The following is a 19,478-nucleotide window of genomic DNA, read 5'->3' on the forward strand; positions in this document are numbered from 1 at the left end:
GCGCGCGTGCCCCGCTGCCGCCGGCCTGCCGCGTGCGAGGCGCCCGTCGACACACCGGCCGCACGTGGTACGGGTCCATGGCCGGTCGCCGCGCGAGTTGTTCCGGAATCATGCGGTCCCTGACACGGGTCCGTATCAGGTCCCGGGAAGGGCTCACATGCCGGCCGGTACGACGTGACTCTTGGGGGTATGGCCACGCCTCCCGTACCGCCTCAGCCGCCAGGACAGCCGGGTGACACTCCACCGCCGGGCGGCGGCTACGGACCGCCTCCCGGAGCCTTCGGCAGCGGACAGGGGGCCTACGGCCCCCCTCCGGGCGGCAGCGGCCCACCCTCGTACGGTGCTTGGCAGCCGGAGCCACCGGACGGCGGCGGGCCGGGGCGGCGGTGGAATCCGCTGCTCGTCGTGCTTGTCGTGATCGGGGCGGTGGGGGCCATCGCGGCCGCGGCCCTGATGGCCTCGGGAAGCGGCGGCTCCCCTGACGAGGCGCCGCCCGCCGAGAGCGGCACGAGCGGATCGCCGAGGCCGTCCTTCAGCATCCCGACCGAGCTCCCCAGCAGTCTGCCGAGCGACCTGCCGACCTCCCTGCCGTCAGGGTTCCCCACGGAGCTGCCCAGCGGCTTTCCGAGCGGGCTCGACTCGCTGCTCCCCGCGCCGGAGGGCGAACTGCCGTAGTCGCACCCCGGCCCGCATGACAGCCACGCTCGTGCCCCGTACCGCCTGCCCGCCGTCAGGCAGGTCCTACCGCTGTGCCTCCTCCGACGTGAAGCGCGCCGACGCCAGAGCCGTCGCCGGATCCTGCGCAGGGCCTGCCGCCGGCACCCAGCGGCCGGCTTCCTCGCGATACGGCCACCAGCGTCCGTCGCGTCCCAGGCGCAGCTGGCACGGCACACCCACGACCGTCCACCGGTTGTGCTCGGCCCGCAGCACCGGTCGTTCGTCCTCGTCCCAGGCCGACTCCAGAGCGCCACGCGCGCGTGCGAGCGTTTCGCCCTCGACGGTCCACTCCTCGTCGAGTACGGCGAGCGCGGCGAGGCCCCCGAGCTTCCAGGCACGCACGGCCGTCGCCAGCCCCTGAGCGCCACGCCCGGAGCCGTCAGCCAGGCGCTCGGTCACCTCAGCGGGCGGCGAACCGGCGGCGAGGCGAACGGCATCCTGCGCCGGCGTCAACTCCTCGCGCGGAGCGTGTGGTTCGGGACCGCTCTGCAGCGCTTCGGCAAGGAGGCGGTGTGCCTCCACGGCGGTCCTGGCGGCCAGGAACTCCAGCGCGGCCGTGTAGACGCCGGGTGCGGGCGGCGACTCCGTGTCCAGGGACGGTGGCATCCCCGGCCCGGCGGAAAGCTCGGGCAGGTCGGGCAGCGGCGGCAGGATGTCACCCATCGCATACGCCTCCGCGGCGTCCACGCCCTCCGGCTCGTACGCCACGGGCTGCGTGCTCGGGCCGGCGGAGGGTGCGGCGCTGCGGGTCTGCAGGTCCTCCAGGAGTTCGCGTTCACCGCGGCCACGCATCAGAAACAGCACGAAGGGGTCCTGGTCCAGGAGCCGTGCCAGCTGATAGCAGAGGGCCGCCGTGTGCCCGCAGTGGTCCCAGGCGCCGCAGCCGCACTCCGGTTCCAGGTCGCCCATGCCCGGGAGCAGTTCGATACCCGTGGTGGCCGCGTCCTCCACCAGGTGCGGTGGCATCTCACGGTCCAGCAGCGCCGCGACATGCCCCGCCCGCTCGACGGTCATGTCCAGGAAGCGGTCCCACTGCCCCGCGGACAGCTCCTCCAGCAGCACGTCGGCCCGGTGCGCCGTACGGTCGCGGCCCTGCACCACGGCCGTGATGCGCCCGGGCCGCACCGACACCGCACCCACCGCTCCGGCGCGTGCCAGCCTGCGGCCGGCCTTGAGCTGCTTCGAGTCCAGAGCCGTCTCCTCCAGCGCCTTCAGCCAGGCCTGCCCCCACCACGTCTGTGCGAACCCCCGCCCGTGTGCGGGCGGCAGTGCCTCGAAGGTGCGCTCCATGTCACCGCCGTGTGGAGTCATCGGTCGCCTCCTCGCAGTTCCACCAGATCGGCCAGCTCCGCGTCCGTCAGCTCGGTCAGCGCTGCCTCGCCGGCGCCGAGCACCGCGTCGGCCAGCTCCCGCTTGCGGCTCAGCATGTCGGCGATACGGTCCTCGATGGTTCCCTCCGCGATCAGCCGGTGCACCTGCACGGGCCGGGTCTGGCCGATGCGGTAGGCGCGATCGGTGGCCTGGGCCTCGACGGCCGGGTTCCACCACCGGTCGTAGTGCACGACGTGCTCGGCGCGGGTGAGGTTCAGGCCGGTGCCCGCCGCCTTCAACGACAGCAGGAAGACGGGCACCTCGCCGTCCTGGAAGCGCCGCACCAGGGCCTCGCGCTCGGCCACCGGCGTTCCGCCGTGCAGGAACTGCGAGGGCACGCCGCGCGCCGCAAGGTGACGCTCGATGAGGCTTCCCATGCGCACGTACTGGGTGAAGACCAGCGCGCTCGCCCCCTCGGAGACGATCGTGTCGAGCAACTCGTCCAGCAGTTCCAGCTTTCCCGAACGTCCGGCGATCCTCGGCCGCTCCTCCTTGAGGAACTGCGCCGGGTGGTTGCAGATCTGCTTCAGGCCCGTCAGGAGCTTCACGATCAGGCCGCGCCGCGCCATGCTGTCGGCGCCGGCGATCTCCGCGAGAGTCTCGCGGACCACGGCCTCGTACAGACCGGCCTGTTCCGTGGTCAGTGACACGGCACGATCGGTCTCGGTCTTCGGCGGCAACTCGGGCGCGATTCCCGGGTCGGACTTGCGCCGACGCAGCAGGAACGGCCGTACGAGCCGGGCCAGCCGCTCGGCGGCGGCCGGGTCCTGGCCGCCCTCGACGGCCTGCGCGTAGCGCGTGCGGAAAGTGCCGAGCCGCCCCAGCAGGCCAGGGGTCGTCCAGTCCAGGATCGCCCACAGTTCCGACAGGTTGTTCTCCACCGGAGTGCCGGTGAGCGCCACCCGCGCGCGTGCGCCGATGGAGCGCAGTTCCCGTGCGGTCGCCGAGTACGGGTTCTTCACGTGCTGCGCCTCGTCCGCCACGACCATGCCCCACGGCACCTCGCCGAGCCTGCGCGCGTCCAGGCGCATGGTGCCGTACGTCGTCAGCACGAACTCCCCGTCCGCCACACCGTCCAGGTCGCGTCGCGGCCCGTGGAAGCGACGCACGCCTGTGCCGGGCGCGAACTTCTCGATCTCACGCTGCCAGTTGCCCATCAGGGACGTCGGACACACCACCAGCGTCGGTCCGGCGGACGCGGCGTCGCACTGGCGGTGCAGATGCAGCGCGATGAGCGTGATGGTCTTCCCGAGACCCATGTCGTCGGCCAGGCAGCACCCGAGGCCCAGGGACGTCATCCGGGACAGCCAACCAAGGCCCCGGCGCTGGTAGTCCCGCAGCGTGGCCGCCAGGGCGGCGGGCTGGCCGACCGGCTCCTGCCCCTCCGGATCCGCGAGCCGCTCACGCAGCTCCGCCAGCCACCCCGTGGGCCGGACCTCCACCTGACGGCCGTCCACCTCGGTGGACCCGGTCAGGGCGGCACTCAGGGCGTCGATGGGCGTGACCTTGCGGTCCTGCTGCGTGCGGGCGCGTCGCACCTCGTGAGGGTCGACCAGGACCCACTGGTCGCGCAGCCGCACCACGGGGCGGTTCGCCTCGGCGAGACGGTCCAGTTCCTCGCGCGTGAGCCGCTGGTCGCCCACCGCGAAGCACCAGTTGAAGGCCAGCAGCGCGTCGGACGAGAGGAACGAAGGTGTGTCCGAGGTCATCCTGGCGGAAGCCGGCTCGTCGTCCGGTGGGCCGATCACCGCGCGGGCGGTCAGCTTGCGGGCCAGCTCCTTGGGCCAGTGCACGTCGACGCCGGCCCCGGCGAGCGCGCGGGCGCCCTCCCCGAGCAGGTCGGTGACCTCCTCGTCGGCGAGTTCCACGGCGTCCGGCACAGCCGCCGACAGCAACGGCGTCAGGGGAGCCCACGCGCGCGCCGCCCGGCGGAGCGCCAGCAGCGCGTCCATCCGCGCGCGCGGGTCCAGGGCGGCGGATCCCGCCCATACGTCGCCCGCGTCCGCGACCCGCGTCGGATCACTCACGCTGTGCACCTGCAGCACCGCCCGGAACCGCAGCGCCGCATCGTCCCGCGTCGCCCCGGTGAGCCCCGGCACCTCCAGCCGCAGCGAGAGCCGTACGCCCGCGTCGTGGCCCGCGGCGACATCGGCCGCCCAGGCGCGCTGCTCCGGCACATGCTGCGGCTCCCGGGCCGCATAGGCGGGCCCGCCCGTCACGAGCTCGGCGGCGGGGGAGCGGGGCAGCGCGTCCGCGACCGCGTCCAGGAAGGCCCGCAGCAGTCGCTCCGGATCCGGTAGTCCGGGCGAACCGGCGGCCCCCAGCGGCACGGCGTGTGCTTCGGGCGGCATCGCGGCGGCGAGGTCCCGGATGCGGTCCATGTCCTCCGGTCGCAGTGGCCCGACCCGCCAGGCGTCGTGGTCGCTCGCCGAGAGGCCCGGCAAGAGCGCGCCGCGCGCCACGAGCTGCAGGGCCAGCACCGCGGCCGCGCCCCAGAAGACGGCCGCTCGGTGTCCCTGCGCCCGGGTACGCGCGTGTGTGAGCACAGGCAGGGCGGCACGCACGGGCAGTACGGCGGCCGGCACGCTCACCAGCTCGACACCGTCCGCGCCGGGAAGGGCGACGGTCAGGTCCTCGACCGCTCCGGACGGGACGCGCGGGCCGGCGCCGTCTTCGGCCCGCCAGAAGGCGAACCGGCCGGTGCGGGCCGGGTCACCGGGCAGGAAAACGGCACAGCAGGAGGTCAGTTCGGAAACTTCGGACAGTGTTGCCTCGGGAAGCCTCGGCACAGTTCTGTGACACTCCTCAAATTTGACTACTCGCGCAAGGTGGTCAAGGTACAGCACTCGAGCGGCGCACCTGGCATACCTGAGCCGTGACGTGGGTCACTCGACCGCTGGGGCGGGTATCTCCACTAAGGGCCGCACCTCAGGGTCGTCTCAGGGTCGGAGTCCGGAACCGCTGGAAGCGCGGACCCGTTTCCAGGACAGAGAGCGGCAGTGGCCGCGAAGGAGGCGACGCACATGTCGAAGAACGCGAAGATCGCCGCGGGAGGTGTGGCGGCCGGCCTCATCCTGCTGATCTGGCTGCCCTGGTGGGCGGCGCTCCTGATAGTCCTGGGAGTCCCGGCCGCCGCGTACCTCACGCTCGACCCGTCCCAGCGGCGCAGGCTGCGCCGCGTCACGCGCAAGGAGATCGGTCGCTGACCCTCACTCGGCAGCGGGTGCGGTCGGGGCGGACAGCGGGCAGGAGTTCAGCACATCGCCGTTCGCGGGCCTGCCGACGGTCTGGTCCGCGGGCGGTGGAGTGCCTCGCTCCACCCAGGACACCAGCGCGTCGAAGGCCGACCGGTAGCAGGGCAGGATCGGCCGGAGCCGATCGGGATGGGTGTCGTACAACCCGTCCACATGGGTGCCGTCCGCGATCGTGAGATAGCGGTGCAGCCGGCCTCGGCCGCTGAGGTCGATCATGCGCGCGTACACGTCCGAGTCGGCTGCCTTCGGCAGGAGCGCGTCCAGATCTCCGTGCAGGGTGATCAGCGGTCTGCCGATGCGCCCGGTGAGCGCGACGCGGGCCACCGCGTGGTGGACGGACGCCGGGCGCGACGCGTAGTCGTAGGCCGCGTCCGACGCGCACGGCGCCAGGATCTGTTCCGGCGTGGTCCCGTCGGACGGACCCGGGCAGTCCGGGTCGTACGCCGGATCGAACTCGGCGCGGTAGATCTTCTGCGTCACCCCCCAGTAGACCCGCTCGTGGTACGGCCACAGGAACTCGGAGCCGCGAGCGAAACCGACCGCGTACAGATCCTCGTCCCGCGCGGAGCCGAGCGCGCGGCTCACCGCCGTGGGCAGGGAGGTGAGCAGGTTGGGGCCGTCCGCGGTCCAGAGGGCACCTTCCCAGTCCACGCCGCCGTCGTACAGTTCGGGGTGCTTCTCCAACTGCCAGCGGGTCAGATAGCCACCGTTGGAGACACCGGTCATGTAGGTGCGGCGGGGAGTGCGACCGTAGCGCTGGGCCACCGCCTTGCGGGCCGCCCGGGTGAGCTGAGTGGTCCGCACGTTCCACTCGGCGACCGCGTCTCCCGGCCGCTTCCCGTCCCGATGGAAGTCGGCGCCGTTGTTCCCCTTGTCCGTCGCCGCGTACGCGTAGCCGAGCGCGAGCACCTGATCGGAGATCGCTTTGTCCGTCGCGTACTGCCTGCGAGTCCCGGGAGCTCCGGTGACGACCAGTCCGCCGTTCCAGCGGTCCGGCAACCTGATCACGAACTGGGCGTCGTGCCGCCAACCGTGTGTGGTGTTGAAGCGGGAGGAGTCCGGGAAGTAGCCGTCGATCTGAACGCCGGGTACCCCGCTCGGTGTGCGGGTCCCCCGCGCCGTCAGCCCGGCCTGATCGGCCATGTCGGTGTAGGGGGTTCCGGCGAGTCCGGTGGTGGTCAGGTCCGGAAGACAGGCGCTCCGCTGGAAGGCCGCCCCCGGCACCCGTACCTGTTCATGACCGGCGCAGTGGTGCGTGCCACCGGCCGCTGCCGTTGCGGGTGCCGGCCAGCCGAGGGCGCCGGCCAGCAGCGTGGCGGCGGCGAAGGGAACGCATCGGGACAGGCGCACGACGGCCTCCTGGAGGCGGGGGACGAAGGACAGCCACGTGGGGACCGCTGAGGAAGCGGTACCGCCGGGGCTGCCTCATCGTGCGGGGAGCGCTCCGCGCCTTCCATGGGGTGGGACCACATGGAACACCGCCGCCGAATGGGGTGCGGAGACAGGGCGCGGTGAGGGGACGGCGCGATGGAGCCGGGGCGAGGTGTCGCGAGGTGCCGCGAAGGCCGTGCCGGTGTCCTGGAGTCGAGGCGGGCCTTCCACATGTGCCGAACCCTGCCAGGCCGTCAGGCCATCGGGCGCCCCCGCCCTCATGCGCACAGGAACGGTGCGGATCCCTGCCCGGGACGGCTCAGCTGGGGCGCACGGCCATCTTGTCGAGCGCTTCGAGCAACCCGGGCAGCTCCGGCCCGCGGCCCACCGGCAGAACCTCGCCGGGCCGGTCGTCGAGGAGCACGAAGGCGATGTCGTCGGTCCTGGCGACGAGCGACCAGCCGGGGCCGTCCGCGCGCAGGGTTCGCGCGTCACCCGAGGCGAACGACGACCGGACGCGGCCCAGCGGCGGCGGGGAGTCCACGTACGCGCGTGCCTCGGCCAGCACCCGCCGGATGCCGCTGCGGCCCACCCGGGACCGGCCCGTCCCGGCCTCCTCGCTCCCGCTCTCCCCTCCGCTCTCCTCCGCGTCGGCGGCGGCCGTGTCCGACGCGCCGCCGGGCTTCCTGAAGTCGGCGTCGTCGATCTGTGCCCGCCACGTCGCCCACTGCAAGGCGATCTCGTCGGCGCCCAGGCGCCGCTGAGCCGGACCCCACACGCTCGTGTCCGGGGGCGTCAGCGGCGGGCCCCCGGCGACCTCGGGGTCCGGATCGTGCGGCTCCGGCACATTGGGGGCGGCGACGGCGACGGCCAGCGGCCATCCGGGCAGGGCGGTCACGACCGAGCGCTCGTCGGGCGACAGGTCGTACTCCATGCCGCAGTCCCAGGACGCGATGGCGACGGCCACCAGGGAGACGTCGTCGACGACGACCGTCCACCGGGCGCCGTCGCCGTCCTGGCCGAGCACCAGGCCGTATCCCTCGGCGAGCGGAGCAAGACCCAGCGCCGCGCACGCCTCCGGGTAGTCGTCACCCAGCACGCCCGGGAACTTCGCCGGCGTCAGCAGCACCGCCGTGAGCACGTAGAGCGCATCGTCCGCGGCGGCGACGGCCTCCTCGTCCGTCCCTGCCATCCCAGCCTCCCCATCGGATCGTCCGTCGGCGCACCCTAGTGCGCCCGCAAGCCGCTTGTCACGACTCCCAAACACCCCCGGAGCTGCAGTTTTCCGGCCGACGGGGCGAAACGACCGCGATTGTTCGCAGGGTCAGGCCGCCGGAAGCCCGAGCAGCGAGCGGGCCACGGTCTGCGGCGACTCGCCGCGTTCCCGCGCGAGCGCGACGACGGCCCGGCACGCCAGCTCGCTCACGCCGAACGACAGCGCCTCCGGAGACACCCACCCGGCGGCCTCGTCCAGCTGCTCCTGGTCGTCCTCCACGCGCGCCGACACATACACGGCGGCGGCCTCGAACAGATTGTGCGTGCGCCTGTCCTTGCCGGTGTCGGTCTCCGTGTGCTTCGCACGGAGAAATCTCGTACCGCTGCTGCGCAGCCTGCCCCACATGGTGACCACCTTCCCCCTCATGCCTGATCCGGTCTGATCATCCATCTTCCCCCCATCAACGTAGAGTTGAAGCATCGGCGGCAGAAGGGGGCGGAGCGGTGAAGCGCTTCGAGCGGCTTGAGCAGATCCGGCGGATGGACCCGTTCCACGAGGCTTCGGAGATCTACCGGCTCACCGCGGCGTACGAGTTCCCGTGGGACTTCACCCGGGCGCTGGAGCTGGCGCTCTACCGCACCTACGCCGTGCCCTCCATCGGCCGGCTGCTCGCCGAGACGGCCGAGCTCACGGACCGGTCGCAGAAGCGGTACGACGACACCTCGCTGCTCCTCGACGCCGTCGTCGAACACGGCTTCGGCAGCGAGCAGGGCCGCACGGCGATCCGCCGGATCAATCAGATGCACCGCAGCTACGACATCAGCAACGACGACATGCGCTACGTGCTGTGCACGTTCGTCGTGATGCCGAAGCGGTGGATCGACGCCTACGGCTGGCGCAAACTCTCGCGCCACGAGATCGTCGCCTCCACCGTCCACTACCGCACGCTCGGCCGGCACATGGGCATCAAGGGCATCCCTGAGTCCTACGAGGAGTTCGAGGCATGCCTCGACACCTACGAGAAGGCCCACTTCGGCTGGGACGAGGGTGCGCGGCGGGTCTCGGACGCGACCATCGACCTGATGGCCTCGTGGTATCCACGCCCTCTCGCGTCCCTCCTGCGCGCCTCGACACTCGCCCTGCTCGACGAACCGCTTCTGAGGGCGTTCCGCTACCCGGCGCCGAGCTCCGCGACCCGCGCCCTGGTGCGGCGAGCGGTACGCGCGCGTGGGCGGGCGGTGCGTCTGCTGCCGCCGCGCCGGTCACCCCACTTCGCGCGCCAGAACCGGGAGATCAGGGGCTACCCGAACGGCTACCGGCTGGAAGAGCTCGGCACCCGACCGGTACCCGGTGTCCGGGGCTGTCCCGTGCGGCACATCGACCCGTCAGCCGCCGAGTGAGGCGATGGTGTCGCGCAGCCAGGTGAGTTCGGCCCGGGACGTGGCCCGCGCGATGGTCAGGACGCCGCGCCGGAAGGGGTCGTCCAGCTCCTCGGCGCTCAGCGGCCGGTCACCGTCGTAGAAGAAGCTCGCGGGCTCCTCCAGGAAGGCCAGCCGGCGTCGCAGTACGGCGGACTGGGCGGCCGGGTCGTCCAGATGCCGCAGGAAGGCGAGCACCGTGAACCACCTGTTCTCGTCGCTGATGTCGCGCGGGTCGGGCTCGGCGAGCCGGTGGCGCAGTTCCTCGCGGCCCGCATCGGTGAGCGTCAGCACGTGCCGCGGAGCGGCCACTGAGCCGGGCTCGGTGGCCCGTGCCAGCAGGCCGGCCTTCTCCAGCCGTTTGATCGCGGGATACAGCGTGCTCTCGGCGACCGGCTTCACGTGCCCGGTCAGCGCCGCGATGCGCTTGCGCAACTCGTACCCGTGGAGCGGGCTGGCGTAGAGGAATCCGAGGATGGCGAGCTCCAGCATGCTCACCATTCTCGCTCAGATCCGTTGTACATCCCCGGGACCGTACATCGGTATGGAGATACATCGGGGTCGAGGTATAGGGTGGCGGTCGATGGAGATCAGGGTGCGGAGGAGGACGGGATGAGGCAGACCGAGTTCGACGGCAAGGGCAGCTGCATCCGCTGGACGGAGACGCCGGGGGAGGAGCCGGCCCGGGTGTACGTGCACGGACTGGGGGCGGTGTCCTCCGTGTACCACGCCCACATCGCGGCCCGGCCCGAACTCACTGGACGGCGCAGCCTGTTCGTCGATCTGCCGGGGCACGGCATCAGCGACCGGCCCCGGGATTTCGGCTATCGGCTGGAGGATCACGCCGACGCTCTGGCGGCGGCCCTGGACGCGGCGGAACTGAGCGGCGCCGAGCTGATCGCGCACAGCATGGGCGGCTCCGTGGCCATCGTGCTCGCCCACCGTCGGCCCGACCTCGTCTCCCGGCTGGTGCTCACCGAGCCCAACCTCGACGCCTCGCCGCCGCCCGCCGCGGGGAGCGCGTGGATCACGGCCCACGACGAGGAGCAGTTCGTCGGCGGCGCGCACGCGCGCGTGCTGGAAGCGGTCGGACCGCTGTGGGCGTCGACCATGCGACTGGCCGACCCTCGGGCCCTGTACCGCAGCGCCGTGTGGCTCAGGCGCGGCTCCGAGCCGATCATGCGTGACATCCTCGAGGGGCTGTCGATCGACCGCGTCCTCCTCCAGGGTGAGCTCACGGGTGAACTCCCGGGCGCACAGGCCCTGGAGGCCGCGGGTGTGCGCGTGGTGAGCGTGCCCGGTGCCGGCCACAACGTCATGTTCGACGACCCCGACGCCTTCGCGGCGGCGGTCGCCGGGCGGGACTGAGGCGTCAGAACTCCCGCACGGCCAGTGCCAGGAACCGGTCGTCCTCGTCGACGTACGACGTCATGCGCCAACCGGAACCGGCCAGCAGCGGTCGGAGGTTCGGCTCGGCCCGCAGGTCGTCCGGGGTGATCTGCCGGCCCTGGCGCGCCGCGAGCGCCGCCCTGCCGATCGGGTGGAACAGCGCGAGGGTGCCGCCGGGGCGGACCACACGGGCCAACTCCCGCAGACCGTCCGCCGGGCGTGGCAGATGCGCGACGAGTCCGGCCGCGAACACGGCGTCGAGCGACTCCGACCGCAGTGGCAGCGCGGCCACGTCGGCGAGCAGCAACTGCCCGTCCGCGTCCCGTCCGGCCCGTACGGCCGCCTCCAGCATCGCCTCAGTGATGTCGGCCCCCAGGACCACTCCCGAGGGCCCCACGGCGGCCCGCAGCGGTGGCAGAGCGCGTCCCGTGCCGCAGCCCGCGTCCAGCACCCGATCACCCTCGCGCAGCCCGAGTTCGGCGGTCGCGGCCGCATAGGCGGGCCCGTCGTCGGGGAACCGGCTGTCCCAGCCGGCGGCGCGGGCGGTGAAGAACTCCTGCACATGTGTGTGGTCGTCGCTCATGTTCCGCATGATCCCTCACCGGCACGGATGACGCCGCTGTGCACACGTTCGAGCGTGAGGCGATCGATCCGGTGCATCTTGGCGCCATATTGCAGCAGCTTTCGAAATGCGCCCCGGTTGTGCGCCCACGCCCCGGCTAGCGTCCCGGGGCCATGGGACACCTGGACCACGCCGCCCTCGGGTGGCTGACCCCCGTGCTGTCGTACGTGATGGCGTGCACCGGCGCCGCGCTCGGGCTGCGCTGCACCGTCCGCGCGCTCGGCGCCACCGGCCGGTCGCGCCGCAACTGGCTCGTCACCGCGGCCTCGGCGATCGCCACCGGCATCTGGACCATGCACTTCGTGGCCATGCTCGGCTTCAGCGTCAGCGGCACCGACATCCGCTACGACGTGCCGCTCACCATCGTGAGCCTCCTCGTCGCCATGGCCGTCGTCTGCGCCGGCGTCTTCGCCGTCGGCTACAGCCGTGACCGGACCCGCGCCCTCTTCCTCGGCGGGCTCACCACCGGACTCGGCGTCGCCAGCATGCACTACCTGGGCATGGCCGCCGTACGACTGCACGGCCACGTCACCTACGACCCCGCCCTCGTCGCGCTCTCGGTCCTGATCGCCGTCGTCGCGGCGACCGCGGCCCTGTGGGCGGCGCTCAACATCAAGTCGCCCGTCGCCGTCACCATCGCCTCCCTGATCATGGGCGCGGCGGTCAGCAGCATGCACTACACGGGGATGTTCGCGGTCGGCGTCGACGTCGCCCCGTCCGGCACGAGCCTGCCCGGGGCCACGGCGATGCAGTTCGTCTTCCCCCTCGCCGTCGGCCTCGGGTCCTACCTCTTCCTGACCTCGGCCTTCGTCGCCCTGTCGCCCACCACAGGGGAGCGCCGGGCATCCGCCTCGGCCCAGCGGCCGGTCGAGGGCGCCGTCGGCTAGCCGCGGTTCCCGACCGCTGACGACCCGGACGGCACGCCCCGAACCCTTCCGAGCGAGGAGGCCATGCGTACACCCCGTAGGACCACCGCAACCGGCGCCGAGACGCCGCCCCCGCCCCTCGTACGCGGCCGCCGCGCCCACGCCGGACCGCCGGCCGACGAAGGCCCGCAGGAACCCTCCGGCGTGACACCGCAGAACCCGCCCACGCGCGCGGAACGCTGGCGCGTGCGGCCGCGCACCGTGCGCGCCAAGATCGTCTGCCTGCTGATGGTGCCGGTCGTGTCGCTGCTGGCCCTGTGGGCCCACGCCACCGTCACCACGGCCCAGGACGTTTCCAGACTGCGTCAGCTGCAGCGTGTCGACGCTGGGATCAGGGCCCCTGTCGCGGACGCGATCGCCGCCCTCCAGGCCGAACGCGGAGCCGCGGTGCGCTACGCGTCGCGCCCGTCCACCGAACGGGGCGGCGACTACCAGAAGCTCTCCGAGGACACGGACGAGGCGGTGGCGCGGCTCCGCCTCGGCGACGGCAACACGGTCGCCGACGGCGAGGAACTGCCCACCGGGGTGGCCCGGCGGCTGGCGGCCTTCGTCATCGGAGCCGAGCGGCTGAGCACCGTACGCGACGCCGTACTCGATCGCCGTTCGGGCTGGGACGAGGCGTACGGGCGGTACACGAGGACCATCGCGACCGCGTTCTCGGTGGGCGGCGCGCTCAGCGGCATCCAGGACGCCGAGCTCGGCTCCGACGCGCGCGTGCTGCTCGAATTCGCCCGCGCGGGGGAGTCGTTGGCCCAGGAGACGGCGGTGCTCGACAGCGCACGCGTTGCCGGACGCCTGGACGGCGAGCGGTTGCGGCTGTTCACCGGCTCCGTCGAGACCCGCCGCACCCTCACCGCATCCGCCGTCACGGACCTGCGGGGACCCGAACGCGCGGCCTGGCAGCGCCTCGCCGAAGGCGGCCCCTACACGACCCTGGCCGCCGTCGAGGACAAGGTCCTGGCCACCGCACCGGGCGCACGGGCGATCGACGCCGCGGCGGAAGCCACCTGGAACGAGGCGCACGCGCGCGTGCAGAGCGGAATGCGGACGATCGAACAGGACGCCGCACACGGCGTCGCGGACCGCGCCGACCCCTTCACCCGCGGTCTGCTCTCCCCGGCCGGTGCCGCGGTCCTCTTCGGTCTCGCCGCCGTGGCCGCCTCTCTCGTGATCTCCGTCCGCATCGGCCGCGGCCTGGTCGTCGAACTGGTCAGCCTGCGCAACAGCGCCCTGGAGATCGCCCGGCGCAAACTCCCCGAGGCCATGCGCAGGCTCCGGGCCGGCGAGGAGATCGACATCCGGGCCGAGGCGCCGCCCGGGCCGCCCGCCGAGGACGAGACCGGTCAGGTCGGCGAGGCCCTGGGCACCGTCCACCGCGCCGCCCTGCGCGCCGCCGTGGAACGCGCCGAACTGGCCAGCGGCATCTCCGGGGTCTTCGTCAACCTCGCCCGCCGCAGCCAGGTCCTCGTGCACCGCCAACTGAGCCTGCTGGACAGCATGGAGCGGCGCTCCGACGACCCGAACGAACTCAGCGACCTCTTCCGGCTCGACCACCTCACCACCCGCATGCGACGCCACGCCGAGAGCCTGATCATCCTCTCGGGGGCGGCACCCGGCCGCGCCTGGCGCATGCCGGTCTCGCTGACCGACGTCGTCCGAGCCGCCGTCTCGGAAGTCGAGGACTACGCGCGCGTGGAGGTACGACAACTCCCCGAGGCGGCCGTGATCGGCGCGGCCGTCGCCGACCTCACCCATCTGCTCGCCGAACTCGTCGAGAACGCCGCCCAGTTCTCGCCTCCCCACACACGCGTGCGCGTCACCGGCGAACCCGTCGGCAACGGCTACGCCGTCGAGGTCGAGGACCGCGGCCTGGGCATGGGCAAGGAGACCCTCGCCGAGGCCAACCGGCGCATCGAGCAGTCCGAGGCGCTCGACCTGTTCGACAGCGACCGGCTCGGCCTCTTCGTGGTCAGCAGGCTCGCGTCCCGGCACGGCATCAAGGTGCACCTGCGCACCTCTCCCTACGGCGGCACGACGGCCGTCGTGCTGCTGCCCACCGCCCTGTTGCACAACGCCCCGGCGGAACGTTCCCGCGGCGCCAAGGCGGTCCCCGAACCCCCCGTCGACGGTGACCACGCGCGCGTGCCGGCGGACGACCGGCACCAAGAACCCGTCCACGCGGTCGCTCAGCGGCCCGCACTGGTGGCTCCCGCACCGGCCGCGGCAGGCACCACGACCGACACCCCACCCCCCGGAGTCACCACCTTGCGACTGCACCGCCCTCCGGACGACTCCCAGCCCTCCGACGACCTCCCGCGCCGCGTACGGCAGGCCAGTCTGGCCCCCCAACTGCGAGACGGGCGCCCGGAACAAGCCCCCGGGACGACCGTCTCGAAGGACGACGAGCGGCGCACCCCCGAACTGGTCCGGGACCGCATGGCGGCCTACCGGGACGGCTGGGCACGAGGCGGCGGCAGGCGACCCGGTGGCGACGTCACACCCGATTCGACAGCGCGCAGCGACAGCAGCGAAGGAGACCTCGCATGATGCAGGACCCGAGCACGAGGGCCGCCGTGGGGGGACCCCCGCTGGAGCACAGTCGAGAGTGGGGGAGGTCCGGGGAACTCGACTGGCTGCTCGACGACTTGGTGCTGCGGGTGCGTGAGGTGCGGCACGCCGTGGTGCTGTCCAACGACGGACTCGCCGTGGGGGCGTCGTCCGACCTGCGTCGGGAGGACGCCGAACACCTCGCGGCGGTCGCCTCCGGCTTCCACAGCCTGGCCAAGGGCGCGGGCCGGCACTTCGGGGCCGGCGGGGTGCGCCAGACGATGGTGGAGATGGACGACGCCTTCCTGTTCGTCGCGGCCGCCGGTGACGGTTCCTGCCTCGCCGTCCTCACCGCCGTGACCGCCGACATCGGACTCGTGGCGTACGAGATGGCACGGCTGGTCAAACGCGTCGGCGAGCACCTCTACACACCGCCGCGTGCCGCCACGCGGCCGCCTGCCGCGGGATGAGCCGGGGAGGCGGTCCGCGCACATGACCGAGGACACGACGGACACCCCGCGCGAGCAGGGCAGTCAGTGGTACGACAGCGAGGCCGGGCCCCTGGTCCGCCCGTACGCCATGACGGGCGGACGCACCCGGCCCGGCCCCACCGGGGTGCGGTTCGACCTGATCGCCCTCGTCACCCTGGACGCCGCCGCGCCCGGCACCGACCAGGACAGCGTGCTCGGTCCGGAGCACCGGACTCTCATCGAGCTGTGCCGCGCGGAGACGCAGTCCGTCGCCGAACTCGCCGCCGACGCCGATCTGCCCGTCGGGGTCGTCAGAGTGCTCGTCGGCGACCTCCTGGAACTGGGCCGCGTCACGGTCAGCCGTCCGGTACCGCCCGCCCAGCTTCCCGACGAACGGATCCTGCGTGAGGTGATCGAAGGATTGCGGGCGTTGTAGATGACTCTTCCGAACCACCCGCCCCCGCACCACACCCGAGCGTGCGTCCGTACGGACACCGACACGCAGTGGCCTCGAACGATGCCGCCCAGCAGAGAGAAGTAATCGATGGTCTCCGAGCAATTCGACGCATCCGATGGCGAGACGACCGCCCTGGCGTTGAAGATACTTGTCGCCGGCGGGTTCGGTGTCGGCAAGACCACCCTGGTGGGCGCGGTCAGTGAGATCAGGCCGCTGCGCACCGAGGAACTGCTCAGCGAAGCCGGGCAGTCGGTGGACGACACGGACGGCGTGGACCAGAAGGTCACCACGACCGTCGCCATGGACTTCGGACGCATCACCATCCGGTCCGGCCTGTCCCTCTACCTCTTCGGCACCCCCGGCCAGGACCGCTTCTGGTTCCTCTGGGACGAACTGTCGCAGGGAGCCCTGGGCGCGGTCGTCCTCGCGGACACCCGGCGCCTGGAGGACTGTTTTCCCGCGGTGGACTACTTCGAGCACCGGCACATCCCGTTCGTCGTGGCCGTCAACTGCTTCACGGGCGCCAGGACGTACGGGGCCCAGGACGTCTCACGCGCGCTGGACCTGGAACGAGGAACGCCCGTGGTGCTCTGTGACGCGCGGGACCGCGACTCGGGGAAGGAGGTGCTCATCCGACTCGTCGAGTACGCCGGGCGGATGCACACCGCCCGGCTGCTCGACTCCGTGGGATGACCGGTTCTCGACCCCGGTCGACGGTCGCGCCGACCGGCGCCGGGGCCGCTGCCGGTGCTCGACGGCCAAAGTGGGCGTGCCGTCAGTCCGAGACGCTTTTCTCGGCCAGCACCTTCTCGATCTTCACGCGGACGAGGAGTTCCCCCGGAACCCCGTTGCGCGCGCCGAACTCCTCGGCGCGTTCCTCACCCATGTACCGCCCGCCGATTCGACCGGCCCAGTGCCTCAACTCCCCGAGGTCCTCGCAGACACGGGCACGCCCCTGCAGCACCACGAAGGCGTACGGCGGCCGGTCGTCGTCCACGCACAACGCCACTCGGCCGTCACGGACGAGATTGCGCCCCTTCACGCTCGACTTCCCGGTGTTGAACACCACCTCGTCCCCGTCGAGCACGAACCAGATCGGGGTGACATGCGGGCTGCCGTCAGCCCGTACGGTCGACAGTTTTCCGGTGCGTGTGCCGTGTGAGACGAACGCCCGCCATTCCTCATCGGTCATCTTCTTCGCCATGCCCCCATCCTCCTTGCCCGGGGGCCGGATCGTCGGGGAGGGTGGCGAAGAGATCCTCCGGCGCGGGAGGAGACATCAACACGGGGAGAACGGACCATGGCGCAGAATCAGGGACTTGGCTGGTTGCTGGACGACCTGACCAAGCGCGTCGACCACGTGCGGCACGCGTTGGTGCTGTCCAACGACGGTCTGGTCACGGGGGCGAGCACGGGGCTGCGGCGCGAGGACGCCGAGCACCTGGCCGCCGTCTCGTCCGGACTGCACAGTCTGGCCAAGGGATCGGGACGGCACTTCGGTGCGGGCAGAGTGCGACAGACGATGGTCGAGTTCGACGACGCGGTGCTCTTCGTCACCGCGGCCGGCACCGGCAGCTGTCTGTGCGTGCTCAGCGGTGCGGAAGCCGACATAGGTCAGATCGCCTACGAGATGACGCTGCTCGTCAACCGAGTCGGCGAACACCTCGACGTGGACGCCCGGCACCCCGAGCGTGGGCCCTTCACGGACCTCTGACCTGCTGTTTCGTCAACCTCCGGAGGTTTTCCACAGGCTCGGCGCGTGATCGGCCCGATCGGTTACCTTTCTGTCACGGCGCACGCACTCAGCGTGAGTCGGTGACCGTACGGGGGAGATCGATCATGTCGGACGACACCATCACGCAACCACCCCGGCCTGCCTGTGCGCCGAGTCGGGCCGCACGCCAACTGGGGCTTCGACGCATCGAGTTGGACCTGGCGGTCCACCTCGGCCTCATCCGGACCGTGCCCGACGAGGAGGGAGGGGGCCGACGCATCCCTCTCTCCGAGATCGACCGCCTGCGGTCGCTCGCCGGCTTCCCCGGCTCGCTGCAGGAGCGGGTGAAGGCCACCGGTACGACCCAGGGCGCGGACCTCATCAAGGTGAGCACCGGAAGGTTCACGCGTCTCGCACGCCTGGGCCTGCTGGTGCCGGTGACCTTCTACCTCAACCGGTATCGAGCCGTGGTGTGGCTCTATCTCGCTCAGGAGCTCAGGCAGTTCGCGGCCGACGAGCGAAACGCCCCGCTGATCAACGCCCGTCGGATGCCCGAGGAACTGCGCCGCATGCTGGACGCGGGCGTGGATCTGCGCCCGCGCAACTGGCGCGGACGTCATCGTGGGTTCCTGCTGCGTCAGGCCGACGGCCCCTGGGAGAGCGCCGGAGCGCTGGCCGCCTTCCTCGCCCCCGTTCAGATCGCGGAGATCGTCCCCGACCCCTACGAGCGGTCCCACCTGAACCGGTTCCGCCCGGGGCCGCCGGTGTCCGGGGCGCCGGGTTCGCCCACAGCGCACCTCGCCGAGAAGCTCATGACGGCGGACGACGCGGACGAGATCGGCCTGCTGCGCGCCGAAGTGACGGCGGCCATGGAGGAGGCGCGCAGGTGGCGGCCCGCGCCACGTCCGCCCGCGAACCGGCCCCCGGCCCCAGCCCGTCCGGCACGACTCGGTACGCCCGGGCCGCAGGAGCCGTCGCCGTCACGTGGCCTGCGGGGATGGCTGCGGCGCAGAACACCCCGGGATGCGACGCCCCGTTCCGCAACGCCCCGGGCCACATCGGCTGCCCGGACCACCACTCCCGCGGTCACACACGGCCCGGGCCCGGACCGCGCAGCCCGCTTCAGGCCGGATCAGCCCAGCTTGCGGAACAGTCCCTCCTGCACGACCGACACGACCAGTCGCCCCTCACGGTCGTAGATCCGCCCGCGCGCAAGCCCGCGACCACCCACCGCGATCGGCGACTCCTGGTCGTACAGCAGCCAGTCGTCCGCGCGGAACGGCCGGTGGAACCACATGGCGTGGTCCAGCGACGCCATGTCGAAGCCACGAGGACCCCACAGGGGTTCGACCGGGATACGGACGGCGTCCAGGAGGGTCATGTCACTGGCGTACGTCAGCGCACAGGTGTGCACGAGCGGGTCGTCGCCCAGCGGCCCCACCGCCCGCATCCACACCGCGCTGCGCGGCTCGGAGTCCTCGACCTCGTCCCTGGTCCAGCGCAGCCGGTCGACATAGCGGATGTCGAACGGCTGCCGCCGGGCCATCCGCTCCAACTGCTCGGGCAGTGCGCCCAGATGCTCCCGGATCTCGTCGGTGACCGTCGGCAGCGACTCCGGGTCCGGCACCTGGCGGGCCGGCGGCAACTGGTGCTCGAAATCGCCCTGCTCGGGCTTGTGGAAGGAGGCAGTGAGATTGAAGATCGTGCGCCCCTGCTGCACGGCGGTGACCCGTCGCGTCGTGAACGACCTGCCGTCCCGCACCCGTTCGACCTGGTACACGATCGGCACGCCTGGCCGCCCCGGGCGGAGGAAGTACGCGTGCAGCGAGTGCACGGGGCGCTCGCCGTCCGTGGTGCGCCCGGCGGCGACCAGCGCCTGGCCGGCCACCTGGCCACCGAAGACCCGCTGCAGTGACTCCTGCGGGCTGCGGCCACGGAAGATGTTGACCTCGATCTGCTCCAGGTCGAGCAGATCGACGAGCCTCTCGGCCGGGTTCGTCGTCATG

Annotated in this window: 20 protein-coding genes; 11 read left to right on the forward strand and 9 right to left on the reverse strand. The window is 72.1% G+C overall.

The window, feature by feature from the left end; translation table 11 throughout:
- The first annotated feature begins 405 nt into the window (after nucleotides 1-405).
- Nucleotides 406-675: a hypothetical protein gene (locus tag ACWCPI_RS30785; RefSeq protein WP_451041222.1), complete on the forward strand. Its 270-nt coding sequence runs from the start codon at nucleotides 406-408 to the stop codon at nucleotides 673-675.
- 66 nt (nucleotides 676-741) lie between these two features.
- On the opposite strand, the gene ACWCPI_RS30790 is transcribed toward ACWCPI_RS30785, so the two are convergent.
- A complete protein-coding gene (locus ACWCPI_RS30790; protein ID WP_451041223.1) occupies nucleotides 742-2,028 on the reverse strand; it encodes an SWIM zinc finger family protein in 1,287 nt (428 codons plus the stop codon).
- On the reverse strand, nucleotides 2,025-4,877 hold the full coding sequence (locus tag ACWCPI_RS30795; protein WP_451041224.1) for an SNF2-related protein: 2,853 nt from the start codon (nucleotides 4,875-4,877) through the stop codon (nucleotides 2,025-2,027). The genes ACWCPI_RS30790 and ACWCPI_RS30795 overlap by 4 nt, the downstream gene beginning before the upstream one ends.
- Before the next feature lie 234 nt (nucleotides 4,878-5,111).
- On the opposite strand from ACWCPI_RS30795, the gene ACWCPI_RS30800 reads away from it, so the two are divergent.
- Nucleotides 5,112-5,294, forward strand: coding sequence for a hypothetical protein (locus tag ACWCPI_RS30800; protein ID WP_119105388.1), 183 nt, complete (start codon nucleotides 5,112-5,114; stop codon nucleotides 5,292-5,294).
- A gap of 3 nt (nucleotides 5,295-5,297) precedes the next feature.
- Here the strand turns inward: ACWCPI_RS30800 and ACWCPI_RS30805 are convergent, their stop codons facing one another.
- The 3 genes from ACWCPI_RS30805 to ACWCPI_RS30815 all read right to left on the reverse strand — a co-directional run bounded on the left by ACWCPI_RS30805 (nucleotide 5,298) and on the right by ACWCPI_RS30815 (nucleotide 8,334).
- Nucleotides 5,298-6,692: a tannase/feruloyl esterase family alpha/beta hydrolase gene (locus tag ACWCPI_RS30805; protein ID WP_451041225.1), complete on the reverse strand. Its 1,395-nt coding sequence runs from the start codon at nucleotides 6,690-6,692 to the stop codon at nucleotides 5,298-5,300.
- Between the two features lie 340 nt (nucleotides 6,693-7,032).
- Nucleotides 7,033-7,905, reverse strand: coding sequence for a hypothetical protein (locus tag ACWCPI_RS30810; RefSeq protein ID WP_451041226.1), 873 nt, complete (start codon nucleotides 7,903-7,905; stop codon nucleotides 7,033-7,035).
- 132 nt (nucleotides 7,906-8,037) lie between these two features.
- On the reverse strand, nucleotides 8,038-8,334 hold the full coding sequence (locus ACWCPI_RS30815) for a hypothetical protein (RefSeq protein WP_451041299.1): 297 nt from the start codon (nucleotides 8,332-8,334) through the stop codon (nucleotides 8,038-8,040).
- 98 nt (nucleotides 8,335-8,432) lie between these two features.
- On the opposite strand from ACWCPI_RS30815, the gene ACWCPI_RS30820 reads away from it, so the two are divergent.
- Nucleotides 8,433-9,329, forward strand: a complete 897-nt coding sequence (locus tag ACWCPI_RS30820; RefSeq protein WP_451041227.1) for an oxygenase MpaB family protein — start codon at nucleotides 8,433-8,435, stop codon at nucleotides 9,327-9,329.
- Here ACWCPI_RS30820 and ACWCPI_RS30825 read toward each other — a convergent pair.
- Nucleotides 9,315-9,839: a PadR family transcriptional regulator gene (locus ACWCPI_RS30825; RefSeq protein WP_451041228.1), complete on the reverse strand. Its 525-nt coding sequence runs from the start codon at nucleotides 9,837-9,839 to the stop codon at nucleotides 9,315-9,317. The two genes, ACWCPI_RS30820 and ACWCPI_RS30825, sit on opposite strands and share 15 nt — an antisense overlap.
- Before the next feature lie 120 nt (nucleotides 9,840-9,959).
- Between ACWCPI_RS30825 and ACWCPI_RS30830 the strand changes: the two genes are divergently transcribed.
- Complete coding sequence (locus ACWCPI_RS30830) at nucleotides 9,960-10,715, forward strand: alpha/beta fold hydrolase (RefSeq protein WP_451041229.1); 756 nt, start codon at nucleotides 9,960-9,962, stop codon at nucleotides 10,713-10,715.
- Nucleotides 10,716-10,719: 4 nt separating this feature from the next.
- Here ACWCPI_RS30830 and ACWCPI_RS30835 read toward each other — a convergent pair whose 3' ends face one another.
- Nucleotides 10,720-11,319, reverse strand: coding sequence for a class I SAM-dependent methyltransferase (locus ACWCPI_RS30835; protein ID WP_451041230.1), 600 nt, complete (start codon nucleotides 11,317-11,319; stop codon nucleotides 10,720-10,722).
- A gap of 152 nt (nucleotides 11,320-11,471) precedes the next feature.
- On the opposite strand from ACWCPI_RS30835, the gene ACWCPI_RS30840 reads away from it, so the two are divergent.
- The 5 genes from ACWCPI_RS30840 to ACWCPI_RS30860 all read left to right on the forward strand — a co-directional run bounded on the left by ACWCPI_RS30840 (nucleotide 11,472) and on the right by ACWCPI_RS30860 (nucleotide 16,451).
- Nucleotides 11,472-12,245: an MHYT domain-containing protein gene (locus tag ACWCPI_RS30840; protein WP_451041231.1), complete on the forward strand. Its 774-nt coding sequence runs from the start codon at nucleotides 11,472-11,474 to the stop codon at nucleotides 12,243-12,245.
- A gap of 63 nt (nucleotides 12,246-12,308) precedes the next feature.
- Nucleotides 12,309-14,831, forward strand: a complete 2,523-nt coding sequence (locus ACWCPI_RS30845) for a sensor histidine kinase (protein WP_451041232.1) — start codon at nucleotides 12,309-12,311, stop codon at nucleotides 14,829-14,831.
- The gene (locus ACWCPI_RS30850; protein ID WP_451041233.1) at nucleotides 14,828-15,301 is read left to right on the forward strand and encodes a roadblock/LC7 domain-containing protein; all 474 of its coding nucleotides are present in this window, start codon (nucleotides 14,828-14,830) and stop codon (nucleotides 15,299-15,301) included. The genes ACWCPI_RS30845 and ACWCPI_RS30850 overlap by 4 nt, the downstream gene beginning before the upstream one ends.
- A 22-nt stretch (nucleotides 15,302-15,323) precedes the next feature.
- Nucleotides 15,324-15,737, forward strand: a complete 414-nt coding sequence (locus tag ACWCPI_RS30855) for a DUF742 domain-containing protein (protein WP_451041234.1) — start codon at nucleotides 15,324-15,326, stop codon at nucleotides 15,735-15,737.
- A gap of 108 nt (nucleotides 15,738-15,845) precedes the next feature.
- Entirely contained in the window at nucleotides 15,846-16,451 is a 606-nt protein-coding gene (locus ACWCPI_RS30860) for a GTP-binding protein (RefSeq protein WP_451041235.1), read from the forward strand.
- Nucleotides 16,452-16,533: 82 nt separating this feature from the next.
- Here the strand turns inward: ACWCPI_RS30860 and ACWCPI_RS30865 are convergent, their stop codons facing one another.
- Complete coding sequence (locus ACWCPI_RS30865) at nucleotides 16,534-16,962, reverse strand: PPOX class F420-dependent oxidoreductase (protein ID WP_451041236.1); 429 nt, start codon at nucleotides 16,960-16,962, stop codon at nucleotides 16,534-16,536.
- Between the two features lie 96 nt (nucleotides 16,963-17,058).
- Between ACWCPI_RS30865 and ACWCPI_RS30870 the strand changes: the two genes are divergently transcribed.
- The gene (locus ACWCPI_RS30870; protein WP_451041237.1) at nucleotides 17,059-17,472 is read left to right on the forward strand and encodes a roadblock/LC7 domain-containing protein; all 414 of its coding nucleotides are present in this window, start codon (nucleotides 17,059-17,061) and stop codon (nucleotides 17,470-17,472) included.
- A 125-nt stretch (nucleotides 17,473-17,597) separates the two neighbouring features.
- Nucleotides 17,598-18,671, forward strand: a complete 1,074-nt coding sequence (locus tag ACWCPI_RS30875) for a DUF6397 family protein (RefSeq protein WP_451041238.1) — start codon at nucleotides 17,598-17,600, stop codon at nucleotides 18,669-18,671.
- Here ACWCPI_RS30875 and ACWCPI_RS30880 read toward each other — a convergent pair.
- Complete coding sequence (locus ACWCPI_RS30880) at nucleotides 18,605-19,477, reverse strand: acyl-CoA thioesterase (RefSeq protein ID WP_451041239.1); 873 nt, start codon at nucleotides 19,475-19,477, stop codon at nucleotides 18,605-18,607. The genes ACWCPI_RS30875 and ACWCPI_RS30880 overlap by 67 nt on opposite strands.
- Nucleotide 19,478: the final 1 nt, after the last annotated feature.

The organism is Streptomyces sp. NPDC001920, from assembly GCF_053594495.1.